This window comes from Kribbella deserti (assembly GCF_042434725.1).
GTDB classification, from domain to species: domain Bacteria; phylum Actinomycetota; class Actinomycetes; order Propionibacteriales; family Kribbellaceae; genus Kribbella; species Kribbella deserti.
The window spans coordinates 11,184-35,068 of sequence record NZ_JBHLTC010000001.1 but is presented as its reverse complement, the minus strand read 5'-3'; the positions used below and the strand labels follow the sequence as shown (position 1 = coordinate 35,068).

General features: G+C 65.0%; 16 protein-coding genes and 2 tRNA genes. 13 read left to right on the top strand and 5 right to left on the bottom strand.

The window, feature by feature from the left end:
• Positions 1 to 5: 5 nt before the first annotated feature.
• Both ACFFGN_RS00140 and ACFFGN_RS00135 read right to left on the bottom strand, forming a co-directional pair.
• Positions 6 to 1,784, bottom strand: coding sequence for a DUF222 domain-containing protein (locus tag ACFFGN_RS00140; protein WP_380043112.1), 1,779 nt, complete (start codon positions 1,782 to 1,784; stop codon positions 6 to 8).
• A gap of 155 nt (positions 1,785 to 1,939) precedes the next feature.
• Positions 1,940 to 5,194, bottom strand: a complete 3,255-nt coding sequence (locus ACFFGN_RS00135) for an AfsR/SARP family transcriptional regulator (RefSeq protein ID WP_380043110.1) — start codon at positions 5,192 to 5,194, stop codon at positions 1,940 to 1,942.
• Between the two features lie 115 nt (positions 5,195 to 5,309).
• On the opposite strand from ACFFGN_RS00135, the gene orn reads away from it, so the two are divergent.
• The 3 genes from orn to ACFFGN_RS00120 all read left to right on the top strand — a co-directional run bounded on the left by orn (position 5,310) and on the right by ACFFGN_RS00120 (position 6,649).
• Positions 5,310 to 5,918 (top strand): oligoribonuclease, encoded by a 609-nt coding sequence (gene orn / locus ACFFGN_RS00130; protein ID WP_380043108.1) that lies wholly within the window; start codon positions 5,310 to 5,312, stop codon positions 5,916 to 5,918.
• A 46-nt stretch (positions 5,919 to 5,964) separates the two neighbouring features.
• Positions 5,965 to 6,040 (top strand) — tRNA-His (locus ACFFGN_RS00125).
• A gap of 99 nt (positions 6,041 to 6,139) precedes the next feature.
• Complete coding sequence (locus ACFFGN_RS00120) at positions 6,140 to 6,649, top strand: hypothetical protein (RefSeq protein ID WP_380043106.1); 510 nt, start codon at positions 6,140 to 6,142, stop codon at positions 6,647 to 6,649.
• Here ACFFGN_RS00120 and ACFFGN_RS00115 read toward each other — a convergent pair.
• Entirely contained in the window at positions 6,619 to 8,346 is a 1,728-nt protein-coding gene (locus tag ACFFGN_RS00115) for an aminotransferase class V-fold PLP-dependent enzyme (protein WP_380043104.1), read from the bottom strand. The genes ACFFGN_RS00120 and ACFFGN_RS00115 overlap by 31 nt on opposite strands.
• Before the next feature lie 69 nt (positions 8,347 to 8,415).
• On the opposite strand from ACFFGN_RS00115, the gene tenA reads away from it, so the two are divergent.
• From tenA to ACFFGN_RS00070, 9 genes are all read left to right on the top strand, one after another.
• On the top strand, positions 8,416 to 9,075 hold the full coding sequence (gene tenA, locus ACFFGN_RS00110) for a thiaminase II (RefSeq protein WP_380043102.1): 660 nt from the start codon (positions 8,416 to 8,418) through the stop codon (positions 9,073 to 9,075).
• A gap of 1 nt (position 9,076) precedes the next feature.
• The gene (locus ACFFGN_RS00105; protein ID WP_380043100.1) at positions 9,077 to 10,765 is read left to right on the top strand and encodes a phytoene desaturase family protein; all 1,689 of its coding nucleotides are present in this window, start codon (positions 9,077 to 9,079) and stop codon (positions 10,763 to 10,765) included.
• A 151-nt stretch (positions 10,766 to 10,916) separates the two neighbouring features.
• Positions 10,917 to 10,989: transfer RNA gene (locus tag ACFFGN_RS00100), tRNA-Lys, on the top strand.
• 517 nt (positions 10,990 to 11,506) lie between these two features.
• Entirely contained in the window at positions 11,507 to 12,703 is a 1,197-nt protein-coding gene (locus tag ACFFGN_RS00095; RefSeq protein WP_380043098.1) for a tyrosine-type recombinase/integrase, read from the top strand.
• A gap of 274 nt (positions 12,704 to 12,977) precedes the next feature.
• Complete coding sequence (locus tag ACFFGN_RS00090; RefSeq protein ID WP_380043096.1) at positions 12,978 to 13,277, top strand: 5-carboxymethyl-2-hydroxymuconate Delta-isomerase; 300 nt, start codon at positions 12,978 to 12,980, stop codon at positions 13,275 to 13,277.
• Positions 13,278 to 13,695: 418 nt separating this feature from the next.
• A complete protein-coding gene (locus ACFFGN_RS00085; RefSeq protein ID WP_380043094.1) occupies positions 13,696 to 13,911 on the top strand; it encodes a hypothetical protein in 216 nt (71 codons plus the stop codon).
• Positions 13,908 to 14,729, top strand: a complete 822-nt coding sequence (locus ACFFGN_RS00080; protein ID WP_380043092.1) for a hypothetical protein — start codon at positions 13,908 to 13,910, stop codon at positions 14,727 to 14,729. The genes ACFFGN_RS00085 and ACFFGN_RS00080 overlap by 4 nt, the downstream gene beginning before the upstream one ends.
• 171 nt (positions 14,730 to 14,900) lie before the next feature.
• Positions 14,901 to 15,146, top strand: coding sequence for a hypothetical protein (locus tag ACFFGN_RS00075; protein WP_380043090.1), 246 nt, complete (start codon positions 14,901 to 14,903; stop codon positions 15,144 to 15,146).
• Positions 15,147 to 15,186: 40 nt separating this feature from the next.
• Entirely contained in the window at positions 15,187 to 15,360 is a 174-nt protein-coding gene (locus tag ACFFGN_RS00070) for a hypothetical protein (protein WP_380043088.1), read from the top strand.
• 193 nt (positions 15,361 to 15,553) lie between these two features.
• Here the strand turns inward: ACFFGN_RS00070 and ACFFGN_RS00065 are convergent, their stop codons facing one another.
• On the bottom strand, positions 15,554 to 16,345 hold the full coding sequence (locus ACFFGN_RS00065; RefSeq protein ID WP_380043086.1) for a double-stranded RNA binding motif domain-containing protein: 792 nt from the start codon (positions 16,343 to 16,345) through the stop codon (positions 15,554 to 15,556).
• A 180-nt stretch (positions 16,346 to 16,525) separates the two neighbouring features.
• Here ACFFGN_RS00065 and ACFFGN_RS00060 point away from each other — a divergent pair, with 180 nt between their 5' ends.
• On the top strand, positions 16,526 to 19,822 hold the full coding sequence (locus ACFFGN_RS00060; RefSeq protein WP_380043084.1) for a DEAD/DEAH box helicase: 3,297 nt from the start codon (positions 16,526 to 16,528) through the stop codon (positions 19,820 to 19,822).
• A 162-nt stretch (positions 19,823 to 19,984) separates the two neighbouring features.
• Here ACFFGN_RS00060 and ACFFGN_RS00055 read toward each other — a convergent pair whose 3' ends face one another.
• On the bottom strand, positions 19,985 to 22,984 hold the full coding sequence (locus ACFFGN_RS00055) for a DEAD/DEAH box helicase (protein WP_380043082.1): 3,000 nt from the start codon (positions 22,982 to 22,984) through the stop codon (positions 19,985 to 19,987).
• Positions 22,985 to 23,885 lie beyond the last annotated feature (901 nt).

The following is a 23,885-nucleotide window of genomic DNA, read 5'->3' as shown; positions in this document are numbered from 1 at the left end:
CCTGCTCAGGAACCTTCAGCCAGTCTTAAAGTGACTGATGGAGGGGGTCGCGAGGCGGTGAAGACTCCCGTAGCCAGGTCGACCTGGCCGAGGTACTGGGTGCCGGTGTGATCGACGAGGTAGCGGGCTCCTCGTGGGCTGATCCATTCGATGCTGCCGTCGGGCAGGAGGGTGTTGCGCCAGCCGCCGTGGGTTTTGGCGTTGTGCGGCAGGCGTGTGACCGGTGAGAGGTTGGTGGTACTGGTTTGCCCTGGTGGACCGTTCTTGGTGAATGGCCGCACGTGGTCCAGATCAGTGCTCAGGGTCGTCTCGGTGGTTGCCCAGGGAACCATCGGGGTCGGGTAGCGCAGCTTGATCCATTCCCTGATCCGCTGAGGTGCTTCGTAGGCGTCGACGCTGATCTGTTCTCGCAGGTCGATGACCGGCTTGAGGACGACGTGTTCGTGGGCGATGAGTTCCTTCAGCTGCGAGACCAGCATCGGGCCGATACCTTCGACCCGCGCGACTCCTTCACCGGCCGCCAGGGCGGTATCGGTGATGTGCACGTAGACGGTATGTGGGGCTCGTCTGGCGCTGCGGTACTTGATGTCAGCGAGCAACCGATCCAGCGACACATCCTCGTCAACGCCGTCTTCGCTGTCTTCGCTGTCTTCGTCAACGCCGTCTTCGTGAAGGTCATCTTCGAGTTCCTTGGACTGGCCTCGGGCTGCGAGCTGCGGATCGGCGCCGACGTGACGGCTCGCGCTGAGGTCCGCGTCCGGTCTGCCACCGCGGCTCACGTTCGCGTCGGCGCAAGCGCCGCCGTCGGCGGAAGTGTCGCCGTCGGCCCTTGCGCTCGCGTCGACGGTAGCGCAGGCGGAGGCGCTCGCGGAGGCGGAGGCGCTCACGTTGGCGTTGGCGTCGGTGGACGCTTCGGCGATGGCCTCGGCGGGCGCGTTGAGCTTGGTGTCGCCAGGGTCAACGGGCCTGACCGGACTGGCAGGGCCGGCGGCGCTGGAAGTCGAACGCGCAGCCTTGCGGCGGCCGTGGCTGCGGAGTTCGAGGGCGGCGGCCGGATCGGCGAGTAGGCCGAGGGCCTTCGCACGGCGCTGCTGGTGACTGTCGGTATCACCGCACAGCGCCAAGATCTCGGCGAGTTCCTCGACGGCCGCGTCCAGCCGGTTCGCATCACCGGCCGCGGTACGAGCGATCACCGACTTCGTACCGTGCTCATTAGCCCGGCCCAGCCACACACCACGCTGCCGGGCGAACAACTCCGCGTCAGCCTTCGCCTTCTCCGGATCGGCCTGCATCTTGGCAGCGGCGACGATCCGGCCCAAACGGGCTGGAGTGACCTTGTTGATGATGCCACTCACCCGGTCATCCACGATTCCCGCCGCCACCAGGCTCAGGGAAAGGCAGGCACGGGCAACCTGACGGGCACGCCACGGTTCAGCTTTGCCGGCCAGAACCTGCGCGAAGGTCTTAGGGAAACGGTGCCGCAACGCCAGAGCCTCACCCAGATAGGCCGCCGCCGCCCCGTGCGACATACCCAACCGCCCACCGAACTCCATCGCACAAAACTCCGCCAACGGCGGACACCCCTCACCCCCGAACACCCGCAACCGCTCGATCCCCGGCACGATCTCACCACCCGGCGGCGGCTGCACCACAGCGTTCAGATCCGCGTAATGCAACGCCACCAAAATCAACTCAACCTGAGCAGCGTTCTCGGCGGCACGCGCTGCCGCGCCGCGGTCCAGCGTCTGGTCCACGTCGAACTCATCAGCAATCGGATCGAACATACTCTCGATTATATCCGACAGCTGACCCCGAACCCCGTTATCCACAAGGCGAATCGAGCCATCAGAACAAGAGAGTCGATGGCCGGCCGAACCGCCTCGGACGGCGCCTGGTCGGAGGATGCCTCAGCACCCAGTCGTCAGCTTGGACAACCGGATCACGTCAATACGGGAGCTGGGAAGGGCGCGGGCTCGACGTCCAGTTCGCCCATCCGCAAGCAGTACGTGCGGTAGGCCCGGCGCGCCTCGCCGTGGGCCCCGGACTCGACTAAACACGCTACGAGCGCCAGGTGGGCCCGTTCGTCAAACTGGTCGCGTTGGAGGACCCGAAGCAGGTAACCCGCGGCAGCGTCGTGGTCCTGCCCGGAACTCGCCCGAGCCGCCAGTTGCCGGGCCACCCGCACGTAGAGGGCCCGGGCCTCCTCACGCAGACCTGCGGCCCAATCGGCGTACAAGTCCTCTTCGAGGAAGTCCCCGCTGTACGACGCCTCGGCCGCTCGTAGCAGCCGGGTGCTTCGGCCCGCGTCGGCGGTGTCTAGGCCGGCCCGGGCATCCGCGAGGAATGCCTCCACGTCAATCGCCAACTGGTCGCCCTCGAGCCAGGCCGTTGCGCGGTCGGCTCCGATGTACCGATCGGCCGGGTACTTCTTGTCCGGGTCTAACACCGATCGAACGGTGGAAAGCGCCACGGACAGCCTTGCCGACGTGACGCTCTCGTCCTCGTCAGGCCAGAGCAGATCGAGTAACTGAGCCCTGGCCACCGGACGGCATCTCCTGGTCACAAGGATCTTCAGGAGATCTCGAGCCTTCTTGGAGGGCCACTCGCTCAGTAGTACGGGCTTGCCCTCTCGAAGCACTCGGAAGCCGCCCAGGCACTCGATGCGGACTGCAGGCGGTCCCGTGCTCTCGCTGACGGCTAGTGCCTCTGCAGCGTGGCGAGTCGCTCCTGCGGCCAGGAACCGCTCGCGGGCTTTCAAGGCCAGGTCACGTGCCACTGGGCCGGGGGACTGCCTTGCGAGCATGAGCTCGGCCCGCGCCTCTCCTAGCGGGTCACCAATTTCCCGGCGGATGTTGAGCACCTCGTGGACGTCACCCTGGTTGGCTGCCGCTAGAAGTTCCAGCGCGTCGGCAAGACCGCAACGATCGCGGCGGCGCCTACAAAGCGCGGCGGCCTCGTCTGCCGCATCTCCCGCGCCTACGGGATCGCCACTGTGCAGGGTGACCCACCCGAGCGCTACGAGTGCACCCGACTGTCCTAGTACCGGCCCGAACGACACAGCGCGCCTAGCCATCTGTGCCAGCTCCACGGCGCGATCCGGCTCTTCCTCGGCTAGTACGCGCGCTAGACCCGACAACGCGGGCACAAGCGCTTGCAGGTCTTTGGCGTCACCCACCATCGCAATGGCCTCTTCGTAGCAAGCCCGCGCCATGGCCAGGTCGCCGCGTTCGCGATAGACCTCGCCCAGCAGCGCCAGAGGCTGTGCCGCCCGCTTGGAGTCCAGCCGCTGGAATACCTCGCGGGAGGCCTCTAGCTCGCCTATCGCCTCGTCGAGTCGTCCCAGCCGCAGCAGGGCCTCGCCGCGGTTGTTCAGGGCTAGGCCTCGGTAGATGGCAAAGCCTGCCCGAACGGCCATTTCCAGCGCGATGTCGAGTTCAGCGATAGCCAGCGCGTAGTTGGCCTCGACGTTGTGGTGCGAGCCCCGGTTCACCCGGATGCGTATGGCCTGCAGGAGATCTCCTGCCTGTTCCGCGTGGTCCAGCGCCCGCAGGTAGTTGGAGGCGTTCCCGCGCGGATCACTGTCGCTGGCCGCAAGCATCGCCATCACGGTGTGAGCCGCCGCAAGTGCCCGGTGGTCCCCCGACCGGCGTGCGGCCTCGAAGCCGGCCGCACTTAGCCGACGGCACTCGTCGAACTCACCCCGCACCCAGTGCGCCCCAGCCCACCAGGCCTGCAACATGCCCTCGTCGGCCAGATGGTTGCCGTCGATCCTGCCCCGGCGGTACGTCGCTACGGCCAGGTCAGTCCGTCCACGCAGGTGGTGGATCTGCCCGAGGCGCCAGGCCACGCCGGCACCGATCTCGCCGTCCGGCCCGATGATCCGGTCGAAGCACCGTTCGGCGCCTTCCCAGTCGCCAAGCACCTGCCGGGCTTCGCCTTCGAGTTCGTCGACGGCGTGATCGTGGCACTCCGGCGGCAGCTTCTCGATGGCTTGCACGAGACTTTCGGGCCGCCCCTGCGTGATCATCGCCTCACCGCGGGCGCGGATCAGGTCGGCGGCCCGGTCTTTGTCCACGGCAAGCAAGCAGTCGAGCGCGTCCGGCAACTCCCCCGCCTGTTCGAACCACTGCCCGGCCTGCCGCATCAACGCCGTCAGCTCATCCGGTTCCAGCGGAATCCGGGCCTTGGCGAAGTCCCGCACGAGCGGGTTCAGCTGATAACTGTCCCCGGCGGTGACGAGAAGACCCCGCGTATGCAGTTGTTCCAGTACGTCGTTCGCGCCGTCGAGCCCGATCGCCTGGCACAGGTCGGGACCGAACCGCGGCAACACCGCCACGCGCGCCACGAGTCGCCGTACCTGCTCTGGTTCTGCCGCGAAGATCTCCTCCGCGAGGAAGTCGTACACCGGGCCGTCCGGCCGTAACGCCCGGGTCAACCGCTCTTGCCTCTGCCCGGCAGGCGCCGTTCGCAAGGCCTCCACCGCCAGCCGTACGGCGGCAGGCCAGCCACGAACCGCCGCGTGCAACCGGGCGCTCAGGGCCTCACCACCTTCGCCCAGAACCGCCGAGGCCACGGCCCAGGTCTCCGGCCCGGTGAAGGCCAGGGTGGGCCCGTCGACCTCGAGTACTTGCCCCCGGCCACGAAGACGGTCGATCCCGAACGGCATGGGCATTCGCGAGGCCAGCACAAGGTGCAGGTTCGCCGGCGCCACCCGGACCAGGGCCTCGATCAACCGGGAGGCGGGTTCGGCCGGCGCGATCTCCTGCAGGTCGTCGAGCACCAACACCAGGTCGCCGCTGAGGTGTTCGTCGAGCGCGCCCGCCAGCACCGCGGCGTACGCCAGGGCACGGGTCTGCTGCTCGGCGTCCGCGTCGGGACCACGCGCGCCGTGCAACTCCGAGGTCAGTACGGCGGAGATGCCCGGCACCTGCAACCGCAACGCCTCGACCAAGCCGGTCACCATCGCCGTCAGCGAACCATCGTCGGCCCGCACCGTGAACCAGGCACACGAACGCTGCGCCGCCCACGACGCGAGCAGGGTCGATTTACCGAAGCCGGCGTCCGCGACCACCGTGGTGAGCCGACGGCCCGCGCCCTCATCGAGCAACGCCAGCAGGCGCGCGCGCTCGACCGTGCCCCGCGGTACGTCCTGTGGAACCGCCCGCCCGGTACTCCGGCGACGCTGCGAAGTCATCCGGTCTCCCCCTGGTAGCGACACTAGACAGAACAGCAGAGGGTGGGGAAGGTCGCAAGGGCCTTTCGGCCAGCCGCCGTCGGCTGCCCTGGCGGCGCCCGTAAGGTGGGTCCTCATGAACGACCGGCTGGTATGGATCGACTGCGAGATGACAGGCCTCGACCTGGTTGCCGACGCCCTCATCGAGGTCGCCGTACTCGTCACGGACTACGAACTCAACGTGCTCGGTGACGGGATCGACCTGGTGATCGCGCCGCCCGCGGAGGCGCTGACCCAGATGGGTGACTTCGTCCGCGATATGCACACCGAATCCGGTCTGCTGGCGGAACTGCCCAACGGCATCAGCCTGGCCGATGCCGAGCAGCAGGTGCTCGACTTCATCGCCGGTTACGTGCCCGAACCGCGCAAGGCCGCGCTGGCCGGGAACTCCGTCGGCACCGATCGGACCTTCCTGGTCCGGGACATGCCGCGGGTGGAGTCCCACCTGCACTACCGCAACGTGGACGTCTCCTCGATCAAGGAGCTGGTCCGCCGCTGGTATCCGCGCGTCTACTACGCGACGCCGACCAAGAACGGCAACCACCGGGCGCTGGCCGACATCACCGAAAGCATCGCGGAACTGCGCTACTACCGGCAGACCGTTTTTGTGCCTCAGCCGGGCCCTGACAGCGACACCGCGCGGGCCGCGGCGAGCCTGGTTTCCGGCCCGATTTCGTCGCTCTGACAACCGCCGCTATGATTACCCAGGCCGCTGCGAGAGCGGCGACATGGTGGGTGTAGCTCAGCTGGTAGAGCACTTGGTTGTGGTCCAGGTGGCCGCGGGTTCGAGTCCCGTCACTCACCCCATGCAGGAGACGAACGGCTTCGCCCTCGGGCGGGGCCGTTCGTTTTTCCCGTATCCATGGCTGGTTCAGGATCCACGGCTGGTTCAGGAAGGGCTCGAGCATGGCAGGTCGTGACATCCGCGTCGCCTATGCGGGCGCCGTCGCCGCCACCACGGTGATCGGCCTGCTCTCGTTCAGCGTCTTTGTCCTGGCCCAGGTCTTCGGCGGCTCCGAGGACGATTCCCCGCCGCCCGTCGCCGTACAGCCCGTGGTGACGCCCTCGACGACCCCGGCCAGCACCACCGCCGGCTGGGTGGAGAAGCCCGCCACGATCGTCGGCGTACGCGTAGGGAAGAAGAACCCCAGGGCGCTGGTGATGGTCGTGGCGCTGCCAGTCGGCGCTCCGGGCTGCGCGCGCGGGCTGGACACCCGCATCGTGACCGAGACCGACACCGGACTGACGGTCGAGACCCGCCTGTCGACGATGCGCAGCGGGTGCGACGTGGTGTCCCGCACGATCGCCGCCACCGCCCGCGAACCGCTCGGCGACCGCCGTCTCGTCATCAACGGCGAGGCCTGGACCCGCAACGCCAAGGGCGGCTACCGCCGCTGCACGCCAACCTGCGAATAGGCCTCGGCCAGACAGCCGGAGGGCAGGTCGAACCACCTCAGGTGGTCGAACTCCGCGTTGACCGTTCCCTCGGCGTCCGTCGAAGGCGCGCCGGCCGCGGCGAACAAGGCCTTCGCCTCCGCCAGGTACTCGTCGAGCACCGACTCCGGCGCGGTGTCGTCGTGGCGCGGGTAACAGAGCCGCCCGTCCGCGTCGTACCCGACCTGGGACAACCTCAGCGGCGGTTCGACCGGGCCGCGGTGGTGCTTCCAGAGCCCGGTTGCCGGGTCGAACCGGTAGTCCCCCAGCAGGCGCCACCCGTCATGCGCGACCAGCCGCACCGCCTCCACGACGTACGCGAAAACGGGCTCGGCGATGAAGTAGTTGAAGTTGACCCGCACCCAGCCGGGTTTGATGCCCTCGCAGCCGTGCTCGATCTCCTCGGCGAACTCGTGGGACCGCTCCAGGTCGATGCCGAGCAGGTAGTGCCCGTACGGCCCGGCGCAGGAACAACCACCGCGCGACTGGATCCCGAACAGGTCGTTCAGCAGGGCCACCACGAAGTTGTGATGCAGGTACCGCCCGGACGGCGCGCGGACCACGAACGACACGATCGAGAGGCGTTCGGCGTCGAGATTGCCGAGGATCTCGATGGCCGGCTCCTGCTTCCAGCTGGTCACGGCCCGGCGCAGGTAGTAGTCCTCGTGCGAGCGGATCACGTCGATGCCGACGGCCTGCTTGAGCTGGAAGACCAGACCGGCGCGGATCGAGTCCACGATCGCCGGCGTACCACCCTCTTCGCGATGCACCGGGTCGTCGAGGTACCGGTGCTCGGTGGGATTGACGTACGCGACGGTACCGCCGCCGGGAACGTCCGGCACGCGGTTGCGCACCAGCTCGCGCCGGACCACGAGCACGCCGGGCGTACCCGGGCCGCCGATGAACTTGTGCGGGCTCAGGAACAGCGCGTCCTTGTACGCGAGGGGGTCCGCGTCGCAACCGCCGTACATGTCGATCTCGACGTACGGCGCTGCCGCGGCGCAGTCCCAGAACGCGAGGGCGCCATGCCGATGCAGCATGGCCGAGACGCGGGCGGTGTTGCTGACGATGCCAGTGACGTTGCTCGCGGCCGAGAACGAGCCGATCTTCAGCGGCCGATCGGCGTGCGCGACGAGTTCGTGGTCCAGGCGGTCGAGATCGATGTGCCCGTCCGCGTCCTGCGGGATCACCACGACGTCGGCGATCGATTCGCGCCAGGGCAGTTCGTTGGAGTGGTGCTCGTACGGCCCGATGAAAACGACGGGCCGTTCGTCGGCCGGGATCTGCGCGGTGAAGTGGTGCTTGTCGTCCAGCTGGGCCGGGATCCGCAGGCCGAGAATGCCGATCAGCTTCGCGATCGCACCGGTGGCACCCGAACCCGCGAAGATCACCACTGTCTGGTCGTCGCCGCCTACGCTCTGGTGAATGATCTGCCGGGCGTCCTCCCGAAGGCGGGTGGTCTGCAGGCCGGTGCCACTGGATTCGGTATGGGTGTTCGCATATCTCGGGAGGACCTCGTCGCGGATGAAGTCTTCGATGAAGGTGAGCGCACGCCCTGACGCTGTGTAGTCGGCATACGTCACCCGGCGCGGTCCGTACGGCCCGGGCATGACCTGGTCGTCGCCGATCACGGACGCGCGGATCTGCCTCAGCAGCGGCGTATCCGGTGGCGTGTCCACGGCCCCAGAGTAGGCGCGCACCGCCGCCACGGCAGCGGGCGCGTGTCTCGGTTCGGTTAAGGTCCCGGCATGACGTTTTCCGCCGAACTCTGGGACCGCGGTGCCGTGAAGGTGTACGACGAGATCGTGCGCCACCCGTTCATCACGGGACTGACCGACGGCACGCTGAGTCACGACGCGTTCCGCTACTTCATCGTGCAGGACAGTCACTATCTGCGCGCGTACTCCCGCGCCCTCACGCTCGTCGCCGCCCGCGCGACCGATGAGGCCGCCGTCAGCATGTTCGCGCGGCACGCGGCGGACGCGATCGAGGTCGAGCGCGAACTCCACACCGGACTACTCGCGCAACTCGGGCTCACCCCGGCCGATGTGGATGCGGCCGGCAGCGGTCCCACCACCACGGCGTACATGTCGTATCTGACGGCAGTGTGTGCCACCGGGACGTACGCCGAAGCCGTCGCGGCGGTGCTGCCCTGCTACTGGATCTACCGCGACGTGGGCAAGGAGTTGCTGGCGCGCTCGTCGCCCGATCCGGTCTACCGCGAGTGGATCGCGACGTACGGCTCGGAGGAGTTCGACGCCGTGGTCGAGTCGGTGCTCGCGGTGACTGATGGGCTGGACGTCGGTACGGCCGAGCGGGAACGGTGCCATCAGCACTTCGCAACCACCACGCGGTACGAGTGGATGTTCTGGGACGCGGCCTATCGCCAGCTCGAATGGCCGGTCTGAGATGGTTGCCTCCGACATCGTTGCCTCTGATCTCATTGCTGGCGGCAAGGACTTCTACGATGTGGTGATCGTCGGCGGCGGGCACAACGGGTTGGTTGCCGCCGCCTACCTTTCCGGCGCCGGCCTCAGCACGCTCGTACTCGAGCAGCAGGACCACACGGGCGGAGCCGCGGTCAGCGAACGGGTCTTCCCCGGCGTCGACGCACGGTTGTCGCGCTACTCGTACCTGGTCAGCCTCCTGCCGGACAAGATCGTGGCGGATCTCGGCCTGTCGCTCGATCTCCGCTCCCGCCCGGTCGCGTCGTACACGCCGATCCGTCGCAACGGCCGCGACCTCGGCCTCATGGTCGAACGGTCCGAGGGCGCGATCACCCGATCCTCGTTCGCCGCTGTGACCGGAAGCGACCGCGAGTACGACGAGTGGCGGCGGTTCTACGGCGAGGTGGCGTCGCTGGCTGCCACGCTCGCGCCGACGCTACTGGAGCCGTTGCTACCGGCAAGCGAACTACGCTCGCGCGTCGATCCGGCGCTCTGGTCCGCCTTGACGGAAAGGCCGTTGGGCGAACTGATCGAGTCCCGGTTCAGCGACGACACCGTACGCGGCGTGGTCGCGACCGACGCCGTGATCGGCACCTTCGCCGGACTGCACGACGAATCGCTGATCCAGAACCGGTGCTTCCTCTACCACCTGATCGGCAACGGCACAGGCGAATGGCGCGTCCCCGTCGGCGGTATGGGCGCAGTCACCGATGCCCTCGCGAACGCGGCCCGTCGCGCCGGCGCCGCGCTGGTAACAAACGCCGAGGTGCTCTCGGTCGATGCCGACGGCAACAACGGCACGGTCACCTGGCTCGGCGGCGACGGCGAACGCACCGCCGACTGCTCGTACATCCTCGCGAACGTGGCCCCCGCCGTACTGGCGAGACTCCGCGGCCAGTCCTCACCGGAACGGCCCGAGGGCTCCCAGCTCAAGATCAACCTGCTGCTGAACCGGCTACCGCGCCTTCGTTCCGGCGACGACCCGGCGCGCGCGTTCGCGGGGACCTTCCACATCGACGAGGACTACTCGCAGCTCCAGACCGCGTACGACGAGGCCGCCGCGGGGGTTTTGCCCGCCGTACCGCCCGCCGAGGTCTATTGCCACTCCCTCACCGATCCGTCCATCCTCGGGCCCGAACTACGCGCATCCGGACATCACACCCTCACCGTCTTCGGCGTCCACTTCCCCGCCCGGCTCTTTGCCGCCGACAACGACACCACCCGGGCCGAATCCGTACGGCGCGTCCTGGCCGGCCTCGAGTCCTACCTGGCCGAACCACTCGAACCCTGCATAGCCCGAGACGCCAACGGAGACCTCTGCCTCGAGGCCAAAACCCCACTCGACATCGAGGCCTCCGTAGGCATGCCCGGCGGCCACATCTTCCACACCAACCTCCAATGGCCCTGGCTCCCTACCCCTTCGTCCGGCGGTCCGGGCACTTCGGGCAGTTCGAGTCGTCCGGGCACTTCGGGTCGTCCGGGCAGTTCGGGCGCGTCGGGCGGTCCGGGTGCGTCGGGTGACGAGATCTGGGGTGTCGAAACCGACGTCGCGAACCTGCTCATCTGCGGCTCCGGCGCCCGCCGAGGCGGCGCGGTAAGCGGCATCCCAGGCCACAACGCCGCCCAATCCATCCTGACCCGCAACCGCTGATCCACCCCGCCCGGACTGCCCTCACCAGGGCTGTCCGGGCCCCGCTCCAAGCGCGCCAAGAACCGATTTCGTACTTGCGGCAGACCCCTGCTACGATCTTCCACGTTCGCCAGAAACACCGGCTGAACACCAGCAACACAACAAAATACGCGCGCCGCTAGCTCAATTGGCAGAGCAGCTGACTCTTAATCAGCGGGTTCGGGGTTCGAGTCCCTGGCGGCGCACATCAGCCCAGGTCACGCCAGTGTCCTGGGCATCTTAGTTCCCCCAGCGCCCGCTTTACACCCTCTTTTGCCTCGGCCATCGGTCGGTCGGCGAACGTGACAGACGGGCAGATCGCCTCTTGGCTTGCACGGAAGCCGGCCATCGCCATCCTCGCTCTCCATCTGACTCCATCCCCTCACGGTGACTGTGCGTCACATCCCACCCCGTCTGACCGCGCCTCTTCGATGTCGCCTCCTTGCCAGGCGTTGAGGTCTGGTCAGCAGCGGACGAGGGAGGCTTGAGATGCCGAGGCGCCCATTGCCCATCGGAACATGGGGACAGATCCGCACCGAGGTTGTGAAGACGGACAGCAAAGGCAAGCCGCTCAGCCATCGTGCTCGGGCGAACTATCGAGATGCCGACGGGCAAGTCCGGCTGGTGTCTGCGTTCGGCAAGACCAAGACCGCCGCACAGACCAACCTCGTCAACAAGCTGAAGGACCGCGGCCGAGCCGGTCACGGCGGCGAGCTGACCGCGATGCACAAGATCAGCTATGCCGTCGAACTCTTCGAGAAGAAGTTCGCCGACATGGTGGCCGACGGCAAGCGCTCCCCCACCTCCGTAGACACCTACCACCGCGCCATCAAGAACCACGTCCTACCCGCCCTCGGCGAGGTACGCCTCGGCGAAGCCACCACACCCCGAATCGACGCCGCGATCGCGGCCATCAAGAAGAAGGCCGGCGCCCCAACCGCCAAGACCGCCCGCAGCATCATCTCCGGCACCATGAGTCTCGCCGTCCGTTACGGCGCCATCTCCGTCAACCCCGTACGCGAAGTCGAATCCATCGAAGCCACAGCCAAGAACCCACCACGAGCACTGACCGCAAACGAAGTCCGGCTCCTGAACAACCAACTCGCATCCGACGAACGAGCAGTACGAGCCGACCTACCCGACCTCGTCGTCTTCATGCTCGGAACCGGCGTCCGAATCGGCGAAGCCCTAGCCGTCCTCTGGTCCCAAGTCGACCTCGAAGCCAGCGAAGTCGAAATCACCAGCACCATCGTCCGCGTCAAAGGCCAAGGCCTCCTCCGCAAGCGCACCAAATCAGCAGCAGGCCAGCGCATACTGCCCCTACCGCGCTGGGTAACCGCAATGCTGCGAACCAGACTCGCCGCCGGCGCCCGCCTCGACGAACCAATCTTCGCCGACACACTCGGCGGCTACCGCGACCCCTCGAACGTACGCCGCTCCCTCCGCGAAGCCCTATCCCCAGTCGGCAGCACCGCCCGACGAGACCTCGGCCAGTCTCTCCGTGCCCTCCGCCGCAACACCGGCCAGACCCGCCAACAAGCAGCCGCAGCCCTCGGCTGGCCCCAAAACAGAATCGAACTCCTCGAAACAGGCCGCATTCAAGTAGACCGCGCCCTCGTAACCGAACTGGTCACCTCCTACGGCATCCAGCTCGAGAACTCCCCAACCCTCCTCGCCGAAACCGACCAAGCCGCCCAACCAGCCCCAGCCGACGAACTCGCCTGGATCAGATCCCACGCCCTCCGAAAGACCACCGCCACCGTCCTAGACGACGAGGGCCAAACCGCCCGCCAAATCGCCGACCAAATGGGCCACTCCCGCGTCTCCATGACCCAGGACCGCTACATAGGCCGCAAGAGGCCCAATCCAGCCGCCGCCGAAGCCTTAGACCGTGCCTTCGGAGACCCCGAATTGGGCTGACCCATCCACCGCTCGTAGATGTCGAGGATTTTCCCGGTACAGGCGAGGGCAGATCGGCCAGTACCGCCGATCTGCCCTCTGACCTGCGGTTTTGTTCTCATCCGTTCGCACCCCTGACTGCCACTTGTCAACGTCCCGCGGAGCAGTGACGGAGCAAGCAGCACCGCCAGGACCAATCTCCGCAGCGGTACAGCTGGCTCCATCACCCACATACGTGGAGCACCGGAAGTGGGAGATGAGATGACTCGCCTCATCGTCGCCGATAATCAACCGCATGCCGCAGATCACCGTGGAGTACTCCGAGTCCCTGTCCGAAGCGTTCGACCGGCGTGCATTGGCGCTGGCGCTTCATCACGCCGCCGCCGAGCTGATCCACAGCGCGATCCCAGGCTTCAAGACCCGCTTTCGCGCGATCGATGAAGGCGTCATTGCAAGTGGCGGGTCTGGCGAAGCAATGATTCACGTCGAACTCGCGATTTTGCCCGGCCGTGACGAAGAGACCAGAACCCGACTCGGCGAGCTGACCTTGGCCACATTGCATGACCACCTCCGCCCGGCAGGAACTAATACCTAGCTCACGGTAGAGGTGCGCGATCTCGCAACGTATGTCAAACGCGTCCTACCGCCCGCGTCCACTGAGTGAGCAGGCACTACGAGACCACTCCCCCGCCGCAACACCAGCACAACCGGCAGCCGAGGCCACAGCGAAGCAACCGTGGACCGATCATCGTCGCCGTGCTGGCGATGATCAGCGCCCCGCTCCTCGCAATGGCCGCAATAGCACCGATCTTCAGCTTGTCGGTCAAGACGCTCGGCAGTCTGCTCGACTGTGGCCCGCCCAGCACCCCGCTGCAGAATGTCAGTTCACCGGTAGCCCAACAAGCCTCTGCGGCCAAGGCGCGCTTGGATCAGTACGGCTACAGCTGCAGCGACTTGTTCAGCAACGACGGGGGCAGTCCTGCTTTGACCTCCGTCAGCTCTAGCCGGCTGGCGTGTCAATTGGTCGCGTAGTACTCGGGGTCTTGTTGGTCTGCACTTTCGTCGGTTGTAGTGATGATGACAATCCGCTGAGCGAGCTGCCGCCGTTGCCGGAGGTGGTGCACACCAAGGCCGTAGTGGCCAAGAATCGCGACCCGGCGGCGGTGCTGGCGGCGCTGACCCGGCTCGACGATGCGCACTACTGGCGAGGCCGAAGGCAGAGCCGGTGAGCCCGCACAGCTGTGAGCAGGAGACCAGCTCGCTCGACCGTCTCACCTTGTCCCTTGGGGTTCCGATGGATCCCGCGAAGCGCAGTACCAGTTCAGTGCTGACGGTCGATGGTGCAAAGGTGTACGTCGCCACTTCGCGGAAGAGCGAGTGTGTGGTGGACATCCCGGTCAGCGTCACCCACACCATCCAGGTGAAGGCATCGACGGCAGGTGTGCTGTCGACGGCCAAGTGCGAGCAGCCGAAGACGACCGCGGCAGCCGTCGTCACCCGGCTGACGAATCCGAAGAAGTACGGCGCTCGCTTGCCCGCCGCACGATGGAGCGCGTGCGCGGCGCTAGGTCGTGCCCTTGGTGAACCGGATGACTTGACCTCGTTGGACATCGATAGCTGTGCCGGCGCCGACGGGCTTCGCCTGGAGCTGGACTACGGGAAAGGCGTAGACCTCTCGGCCCCGAAGCACATCCGGCAGTTCGGTGACCGGAAGGTCCGCCAGTTCAAGTTGCCCGAGTGTAACCTGCAGTGGAACCAGGGGCCGTCTGGGATCGCTGGTACCAACTTCGTGGTGACACTGCAGGCGAGTACCTGTGCGAGTGCGGACAAGCTCGCGCTCGGCCTCATGAAGTCGCTCAACGGTCCTGCTCCCGCGCAGGCGGCACCGCAACATCCCCTGACCTACAAGGCGAATGAGCCGATATGGCGTACGCGGGCGCCTGCGCCTGCGCCTGCGTACGCGCCGAGTACATCGGCCCTGGCGCCTGCGAGCCTTACCAGCAGGTTGAAGCGCCCACTGGCGGCGCAGAGGTCCTGCGGCGAGTAAAAGCCGATCCGAACGTCAACTGCGCCATCGCGGTCGATGCCGTCAGCAAGCATCTAGAGAAAGCCTTCTGTAGCCGTTGCAGATCGCACTGAGCGGTCCTGCGTCTTCGTCGAGCAGTCCCACAAGTTGCAGGTATCTGTGTCGATTGTCGGCTCAGAGCCGAGTGTGCCGATGACCGGTGCGAAGAACGTGAACGTGCACGGCTGTCCGGCGACCCTCGACTCGCAGCTCTCCAAGGGCGGTGTGCCGAATCGCCAGGACAACCTGTTCGTCCTGGTGGTGTCGAACGTGTCCCTTCGAGTGGAGTTCGGCTTCAAGGTCGGGCGTGGTGGGACCGATAGGACGGCACTCGATACCGAGCGGGCGGCGCTGCTCGAACCGTTGACAATCGACATTCTCGGCAAGCACTTCAGCTGACCTGCAGGGAAATGTCGGCGGGGCTTGGCACGACAGGCGTGTGACTTTCGCTCTCGCCGATGTACTAGCCGTCCTCGGCCGCCTCTACGGCCCGTCCTGGGCCGAGAGCTGGGACGCTGTCGGCCTGATGACGCGTGGTCCCACTCAGCCGGTACGGCGCGTGCGCATGGCCTTTTATCAGTTCGGCGAGCAGGCTTCGCGGCCCGGTCCGTAGATGACGGCGAGCCGGGGAGGCCATCGGCCAGCAACGCGGAGGTCAGATACGCCAGCCCGCTAAGGCCGACAGCGGCGCCCGCGCTCACCAGTGTGCCAGCAGGACGGTTAGCAGTGGGCCGCTGGGCAGGGCGGTCGACCGGGTCGTGCGACCTCAATCATCGGCCCAACTGGAGGCCCGGCGGGGGATGGGCTCAGTCCGACTGCTTCCCCCTAGCGCGATCCAGGTCGAACTCGCGCAGCATCGTCAGCAGGCGATCCGCGGCGTCGGTCTGTGCATCGCGCTTCGAGGATCCTGCCGCCGTTGCCTCAACCTGGTCATGACCTTCGTTCACTCGGACGCTTACCGAGTAGCTGAAAGTGGGTCGATGTGCAGGCCCAGTTCTGGTGTGCGACCACTCCGGCTGCGAAAGGTAGCCAGCTTGAGCCAACTCGTGGAGGGCCGAGATCGGCGACGCGCTACGGCGGGTGCGCAGAACACTGCTAATCGTCTGGGTTGGAGCAGAACGTGCGCTGATGTCGTGAACCTGGCCCACGTGGTCGATGGCAATGCCAGCCGACTTGAACCAGCTTCGAAGGACGTCCGTGGGTACGCCGAGCATATCGCCGACGTCTCGAATGCTCAGGCCGTCCTCAAGAATTTGTCGGTGGGCCTGCTCGAATAGGGAATCGAGTATCTCTCTGTCGTCCGCGGGCAATCCCAAATCTTCCGCATGATGCGCCGCGGCCGCCTGCAGTTGTCGATGTGCCCGCATCAGGCAGGTCAGAGAGCAGAAGAGACCGATGCGTCGCTGTTGTTCTTTCGACCCCAGGGCCCGGTGGACCGTGTACCAGCCTGACGGAACGAATGTGCCATCCTCACGCCGGCCGCACGTGCGACACCAGTACCCCCGACAGTCATGCGGGGCATCACCGCCGTAGCGCATGCCCGACCGGTGCACCGCACCTTGAGGATCGCCGCTGGCCTTCGTATCAGTGGTAACCACTTGGTGTACTCTCCGTGTTCATTGATAGCAAGGCGTAGCACTGTAGGGCACGCTGCACAGAATGTTGGACGGAGCCCTGTGTCTGAACGATTCCCCGAATGGGTCCGGGATGTGTTGCGTCATCGAAGGTTCACCACCGACACCGCTACCCGGTTACGAGAGGTGCTCGCTAGGGATCAGATGAGCCCCACACTTGTTCGTCTACTGCTGTTGCAAGACCTATCAGGCCGCCTGACCCCGGTCGTCCGGCGCGAGATCGTGGAGTGGCTGGCAGCAAAGCCCGAGGTCGCTACCAGTGTCGTGGCTCAGCACGTTCAGATTACGAAGCTGCCCCAGCCGCGAGTAGCGACGCGAGAACGACCCGCCGCGGTTGAGGTTCAGGTGTCCCTGCAAGTCAAGGGCGAACTGAAGGCAGGCGCGTGGTGCTCCGGACCCACTCTCGGTGCGGCCGAGCATCAAGCACATCTGAGTTTGTTGGTGAAGCTATGTGGTCTGGACGCCGCCCCATCGAGTCTCGCAGCCGACGTCAGGAAGTCCAGCGAACGGGTCGGGATTGCTCATTTGTGGAGCCGCGACCGTGCCGTCACTGGGAGCCGCCTCGGCGGCTCAACCGGCGCTCTTGAGTACCTGCTCGCGAACAATTGGGACCTCTTGTACGACGTTGACACATGCCCATCGAGTGCCCAACTTCTCCTGTTGCCGCCGGACCGAGACGCCATGGATCGCGATGTGGCCACGATTGGGCTACAGGCCCGACGGTCGCGGCTGAGGCGCACGATCGTGCGCCCTGACGGGACGGCCGAGGACGCGCACTGCCTACGTGTTGACCTGTTTGAGGGCGTCCCTCTCCTAGGTTCGGCATCGAGCCAAAGCGAGTGGACAGAGTCGACGCGGCTCCTGGCATCGATCATACGCGCCGCGCTGAACTGGGTTTCTGCGGACCGCATCATGCCGACAGTCGGCGATGCCCATGTGTACGCGGATCGTCATGCAAGTTGGAGGATCGCTCCACTAAGCCGCGTCATCGATGAGCAGCTCGCTCGGTGGGGGCAGGCTCTCGACAAATTGCCTAAGTGCTGCCGGACCTACTCGGGCACTACTGAGTCGACCAGCAGTGCCGAAACAGCACGCCAGCTCATCGATGCGGTTGCCGAGCACCTCGGACCAAACATGGAGCATTGGGCAATGAAGAACCAGATCGCGCTGCCACAGGTCGCCTCCGCTGGCATAAACGATCCGCTGCAGGACTGGGTCGACGACTTGGAAGCCGGCGCTGAAGGGCTTTCCAACTGTGGTTTGATTGTCCGGATCGAAGCTCCCAGACTCGGTTCAGACCAGCCGTCGGTCCGCGCCGAACTGCTATTCGAAAGTCAATCCGGGATTGCAGTGCCCGCTGACGACGTCTGGCGCGGGCTTGTGAAGGCTCCAGTAAGCGACTCAAGGCTGCGCCTTCGAACTCGGTGCTTGCTCAGGCATGCCGGCCGCCTATTCTCGCCCCTCCGGGCCCTTGGCGATCAACATCGACCCGCCTCTCTACTGATAGGACTGGACAATGTGGCCAAGCTGCGTGGACGTGTAGGAAGTCAACTTGCCCAGATGGGAATCACGTTCGATTGGGACGCCGACTGGCTCGCCACGCTTGAGCCACGCGTACTAATCGGTGAGCACTCACCTGTCGCCGAGCCCGATGGCACCCTCGGGCTCCCGCAAGTCCTCGACAGGCGGTGGCAACTGACACTCGACGGCGAGCCGCTAACCGATGACGAGATGGCTCTGCTCGCACAGGAGGTCATGCCGGTCGTCCGGTTGCGGAATCGATGGGTCCTGATGGACGATTCGATCCGTCAGAAAGCCGGCCAGCCACAACTTGACCCTGTTGAGCCTCCGGCGGGCGCACTCCAGGCGCTTCTCGGAACCGTCCGAATCGGGGATCGCACATATGCGTGCAGTCCGACCGATGGCCTGGCCCACCTGTTGTACCGGCTCCGTCAGACAGAGGGCGACAGTAAAGCCAGTCCCAGCGCGCGCGCCACCCATCTTCACGGCCTGCGTCGGCACCAGCAAGCTGCCGTCTCCTGGCTCGAACGCATCGGCCGGTTCGGCCTCAACGGTCTACTCGCGGACGACATGGGAGTCGGCAAGACGCTCACGGCACTGGCATTCCATCGATCTCCTCTTCGACCATTCGGCGACCTAGCCACGCTAGTTGTATGCCCGAACGGCGACCTCGTGCAAAAGTGGGGCGCAGAAGCCGCAGCGCTCATGCCCGACCTTGCTATTCATCTGTACTGGGGATCACACCGCTATATCCCCTCCTCGTTCAGCGGCGTCGTTGTCACCACCTACAGCACCTTGGCCCGCGACCAGGAGAATCTCTCAGGTCACCAGTGGGGCATGGTTGTTGTGGACGAAGCTCAGAGGATCAAGAACCCGAAGACTCAGACCGCCAGAGCGGTCCGCCGCATGTCATCGCCGCGTCGACTGGCATTGTCCGGGACTCCCCTGGAGAACCATCCTCGGGAATTGCACGCCATCTTGGACTGGCTGAATCCGGGCTTGTTCGGCACACGCCAACAGTTCGAATCGCGATTCGTCACGCCCCTGCGACAGACCACCGGCGCTGAAGACGAGAGAGTTCAACGGGAACGAGCCCACCAAATGGTCGGCCTGGTACTTCTCCGCCGGACGAAAGCCGATCCGAAAATCCTTCCCGGTCTGCCGGCCCGTCAGGACTTCATCCACCGCATCGAACTGTCCACCTCGCAGCGCTCATTACTACAGGCTCTTGGCCTCGACACCGCGACCCAATTCAGTTTCGCTACATCGACCAGACGCAGTGGAGAGGTACTGCTCCGGTTGATAGAGGCAGCTCGCCAAGTCTGTAACAGCCCAGCGCACTACAGAGGCGATGCCCCCTCCTCCGTCCTCACCGACCCGCGGAAGGCTGCCGAAGAGGCTCCCAAGTTGGCGCGGATGGGCGAGATCCTGACAGAAGTCACCGGACGCGCTGAGAGCGCGCTGGTCTTCACTCCATACGTCGTGATGGCGGATCTTATCCACGCCTATCTCGGCGGACTCGGACTTGAGAGTCTCCGCTACCACGGGATGATGACACGGTCCAGTAAACGCCAGGCGCTCGAGAAGATCCGGACTGAGCTGGGCAAGATCCTGGTTGTCACAGTTGGCAGCGGCGGCGTCGGCCTCGATCTCGTCCGCCCGAACCACGTGCTCCACTACGACCGCACCTGGAGCCCAGCACAGGAAGACCAGGCCAGCGATCGTGTACACCGGCTCGGTCAACGCCGCGAGGTGCAGGTACACCACCTGATCCATGCGAACAGCATCGAGGAACACATCGCGGCCAAGCACGTCGGCAAACGACGCTACGCGGACCACTTCCTCCCTGCCGATGGCGCAACCCCGACACGGCTCGACCCACGCGACCTCGCAAGCCTCTTCCAACTGGACCGCCGTTGACCCCATCAACCAGGGGTCGTTAGCCCAACGATCTCGATAGAAGCGCATTGCCTCCGCTACGAACTCAAACTCGGTCATCGAGCGTACGGCAGAGGCGAACCTACTCCCGGACCGGCCATTCAAAGTGTGATGGGCTTTGCCGCTGGCGCCAGCTCTTCGAATTTAAGGGCTCGTAAGAACGCGAAACTTCGTCTGGTAGGTCTCAGTAAGGAATCGGTCAGTTGCGCCAAGGAGCGCGAGCATGTCCTCACTGGCCTTGGCTGCTGACACCCCCGGTTGAACGACAGCGACGGTTACGTCGAGCTCACGAAACCGTGCTTCGTTGACGAGCGCTGCGAGAGCGCTGACGTCCCCTTTGACAATGCGGTGTTTGCCTTGACCTTGCCGCTTCCGTTCACGACGGAGCAGCCGCCGCACGAGTTGCTCGGGCATGGACTTGGCGCGGTTCATCTTCATCGCTTGGCCGCACACATCGTAGAGATCGCCGATGCGGCCACCCGCCGTCTTCTCCGACGAGTATTTGCAGTGGGCAAGCAGCACGTACAGCTTGTCTCCCTGACTCCGCAGACAGACGATGTCGGCTAGCTCGCCCGCTCCATCATCATCAACGATGACGTCCCAGTCGGCCTCAGCAGAGAGCAGCTCGATCGCACGGTACTGAATGCTGGTCGCATCTCTCCCGTCGCCCTGTGACTCCTTTTTCAGGTTGACGTTTTTCCAACTCGGCGTCTCGAGATCCTCCCGGGGGTAAAGATATCTTGCTCTCTCCGGCTTCAGCAGGAAACCCTGCTCGACGAGCACGACCTCGTCAGCGAACATCACGAGAACTCCGTGCTGCGTCAAGAATGCAGCCAGGCTGACACTGCCAGCAGGCGTCACAATCTCACCGTCATCCCCGAGCGGAACAATGACAGGAGGGCTGTCCGATTGGAACACGAACTCGAACTCGAGTTGCCATGCGGCCGTGAGCACCCTGAATCGCAGCGGACCTGTCTCAGCGTGATCGATGAGTTGGAGCTCAGTCTCAAGCAACGAGAAGCTGCTCGACTGGTAGCGGACCGAGCGAGTCTCACTCATCGTCGCCGTAATCTGATACGGCCACTCGATTGCGAGAGGAACATGCGTCGGGCGTGCGGTCGCCGGATGTGGGAGGAGGAAGCCTGCCATGACGGACTCCAGCGAAACAGATTCGTCTGTGATGGCCGGTCCGACCTGGCGGGCCCACTTCACCCAGTCATGGATGTCTCGAGCTTGCTCATGGCTCCATACCTTGCCCTTCCGCGACGCCCCGAAGCTCACTGCGCGCCCCTCGCGGAATCCATGGGCGAAGATGTTCGTCTTCATCTTCGTCGCGCCCTCTCCCTTCCACGCCGCCAGGACGTCCTGCCCGACGTACATGGAGAAACGTCGATTGCGACTGACGGAGTCGAGGAGACCGACATTCGTGGGAATCCGGCGTTGAACCTTGGCGAGGATTCGGTAGAGCGTCTCGCCCTTGACGATCGAAACGTCCGGGCCCCCAACCGCTTCTGCGATGTCTTCGTGTAATGGGCCGTTATCAGTGCTATTGATGTAGAGAAAGCCGTTCTCGTCGTCGACATGAACGACGTAAAGATGGTGGACGAGTTCGTTGAAACTCGAGAACTCGCCCCACCGCACAGGTACCGCTTCGCGAGAGACCCACCACACGACCGACCGCTCGTTGTTGATACCGAGCCGCGAGGTGAGCAGCCGGTCTTCGAACAGATCGTAGATCCGCTCGGGAGTCCATGTCAGCGAGGTGGAAGATTGGTATGTCACAGTGCTCATCTTGGGGTGAATGCTTCGCATCGCGATCTCGCGCGGCAGCGTGCCGAAACCCTGCTCGAACTCGGTCCGCTCCTTCTCGCGCCCAACACCGTGCTCGGTCAGGTCTTGGATGACCTCGTTCCAGTCAGCATCCTCGCCATAAAGCCTGCGCAGGCGCTCATCGATGCCGGCAACTTGAAGTGGCACGAAGGCAGAGGCTTCCCCAAGGGTCTGCTTGCCGGTACGGGTGAATCGGCCGATGAACTGCAGCGTAACCGCCAAGCTCTTCTGCGGATCGTGGATCGCGGCAATCTTCAGCTCAGGAAGGTCGAACCCCTCTCCTAGCATGTTGACACATACGACAATGCGGCTGGAACGCTCGGCCAGCGCGGTGCGCCGCTTCGTCCGAGTAGATGGTGCTACCCCGGTGTGCAAGCGGACCGGTGCGAGGTCTTCAGCTATCTCCTCGTAGATCTTGCACACTTCTTTCGCACGGGCGATCGAGCTCACTCGTGCCATGAGCAGATGGTCGAATCCCGCCGTCAGATCGTCACGAAGCCGCTGGACAGCGGCAACGGCAACCGACCTGTCCGGGTCTCCCAACTCGACAATAGACTGATATCTAATACGTGCGAAGTAGTTGTTCTTCTGAGCTAGCCTCAACGGGTAGGCGTAGGCAATTCTGCCGTTAAGATGCCTGCCATCCTCTCTGTAAGGCGTAGCGGTGAACTGCACCACCTCCTCGCCCGCGAACTCATCGACCACCGTCCGCCAAGTGCGCGCCGCTACGTGATGGGCCTCGTCAACGAAGAGCCGGGAGCAGCTGGCGACAAGGCGCTGCCGTATTGCTTGAGAGCACGCATCTAAGACCTGAGCGGTAGCAATTATGACGTTTGCCGAGGAAACGAGTTCGTCGACTTCGCTTTCCGTTGCTGGTGCGCTTGTCAAAACGAGCACTGCAGGACACTTGAAGTCGCCGATGATCGCGCCAACAGCTGGCAGAACGCCAAGGGACACGAATTTCGTCGCAACCTGAGTCCTTAGCGCATCGGACGGCACCATGACGAGCGTACGTGCGGGCGAGTGGCAGTAAGCCGCCAGCATCGTTTCCGTCTTACCAGTCCCCGTCGGCATGACGATCGTGATCGGCTCAGTACCCTCAGTGGACCTGTGAGCGAGAATTGCATGCAATGCTCCCAACTGGGGTGCACGCAGCCCGAGACTCGAATCTGTTTCCTCAACGAAGACGAACCGGCCCCGGAGGCTTACCTCAGCTGTCTCTGCGTCGACAGGTTGTGAGTCCCACGCACCAGGGCCGTCGGCGAGCCACCACAGCCCGTTCCTGCCGATAGTCTGGACAGCGATTTCAACCATGCTCGTCTCCCCCGAATGCGGTACCGCATCCCTATCCGACCTATCGCGCACGGTCGCACTGCGTTACAAGTCGTCAGGAAGACACAGTCGCCTTCTGAGTGTCATCGGCGCTAGCGGCTGGCAGCTCCTCGAGCACAGCGATCGGCGTATACGGTGGCAGGCTGGACAAACTCGCCGGCCCTGAGGCTCCGGCGCGCCACTTCGCCGCCGTCTATGCTGGCCGAGGCCAACGGGTCCATCCGCACGACCCGCGGCACACCCTCGCGGTCGATCTCAGCGATCCGGTGTGCCCTGCGGTAGGTGCTGGCTGTGGAGCGCTGGATGTCGCGGCCGAGGCGCCAGGGGCGCCGTTCGGCTAGCTAAACGGCGATCGGCAGGTTCGGGTCCGCGCAACGCGGAGCACTTGACCAGCTGGGCCGAGTCGCTGCGTACGATGTCGTGAGGATGCAGGGTCCGGCGGGGGCGACCAGCACCGCCGGCGAAGGGCACGGAGTCCTGCAGATCAGCGGTTCGAGGTTCGAGTCGCTGCGGCCCACATGAGCCCGGGTCACTATCGCCTGCTGCTAGATACGGGCGAGGCGAGCGGCGTCGCCTGCCTCGCAGCCAAGGGCGTCCTCGGCCTGTATGTCGGTTCCCGCCGCCCCGGTCGCCTCCTCTTGAAGTAGAAGAGGAGGCGACGGCACGGAGTTAGTTGCTAGGGCCATGGCCAAGGTGTTCGCCAGGGTGTCGGTCATCCGTCCGCATTTCCCAGCTCGACGTCGCAGCGGATCAACGCGGCCTTGCCCGGGTTTCCAAGTCCGGTTCGACTCCAAAGAGTGCCATCAGGGCAGGAAGTTGCTGCCTTACTTCGTCCTTGAGTTGATCGGCCAGCCTTCGAGCGCCATCTTCGACGTCCAACCCT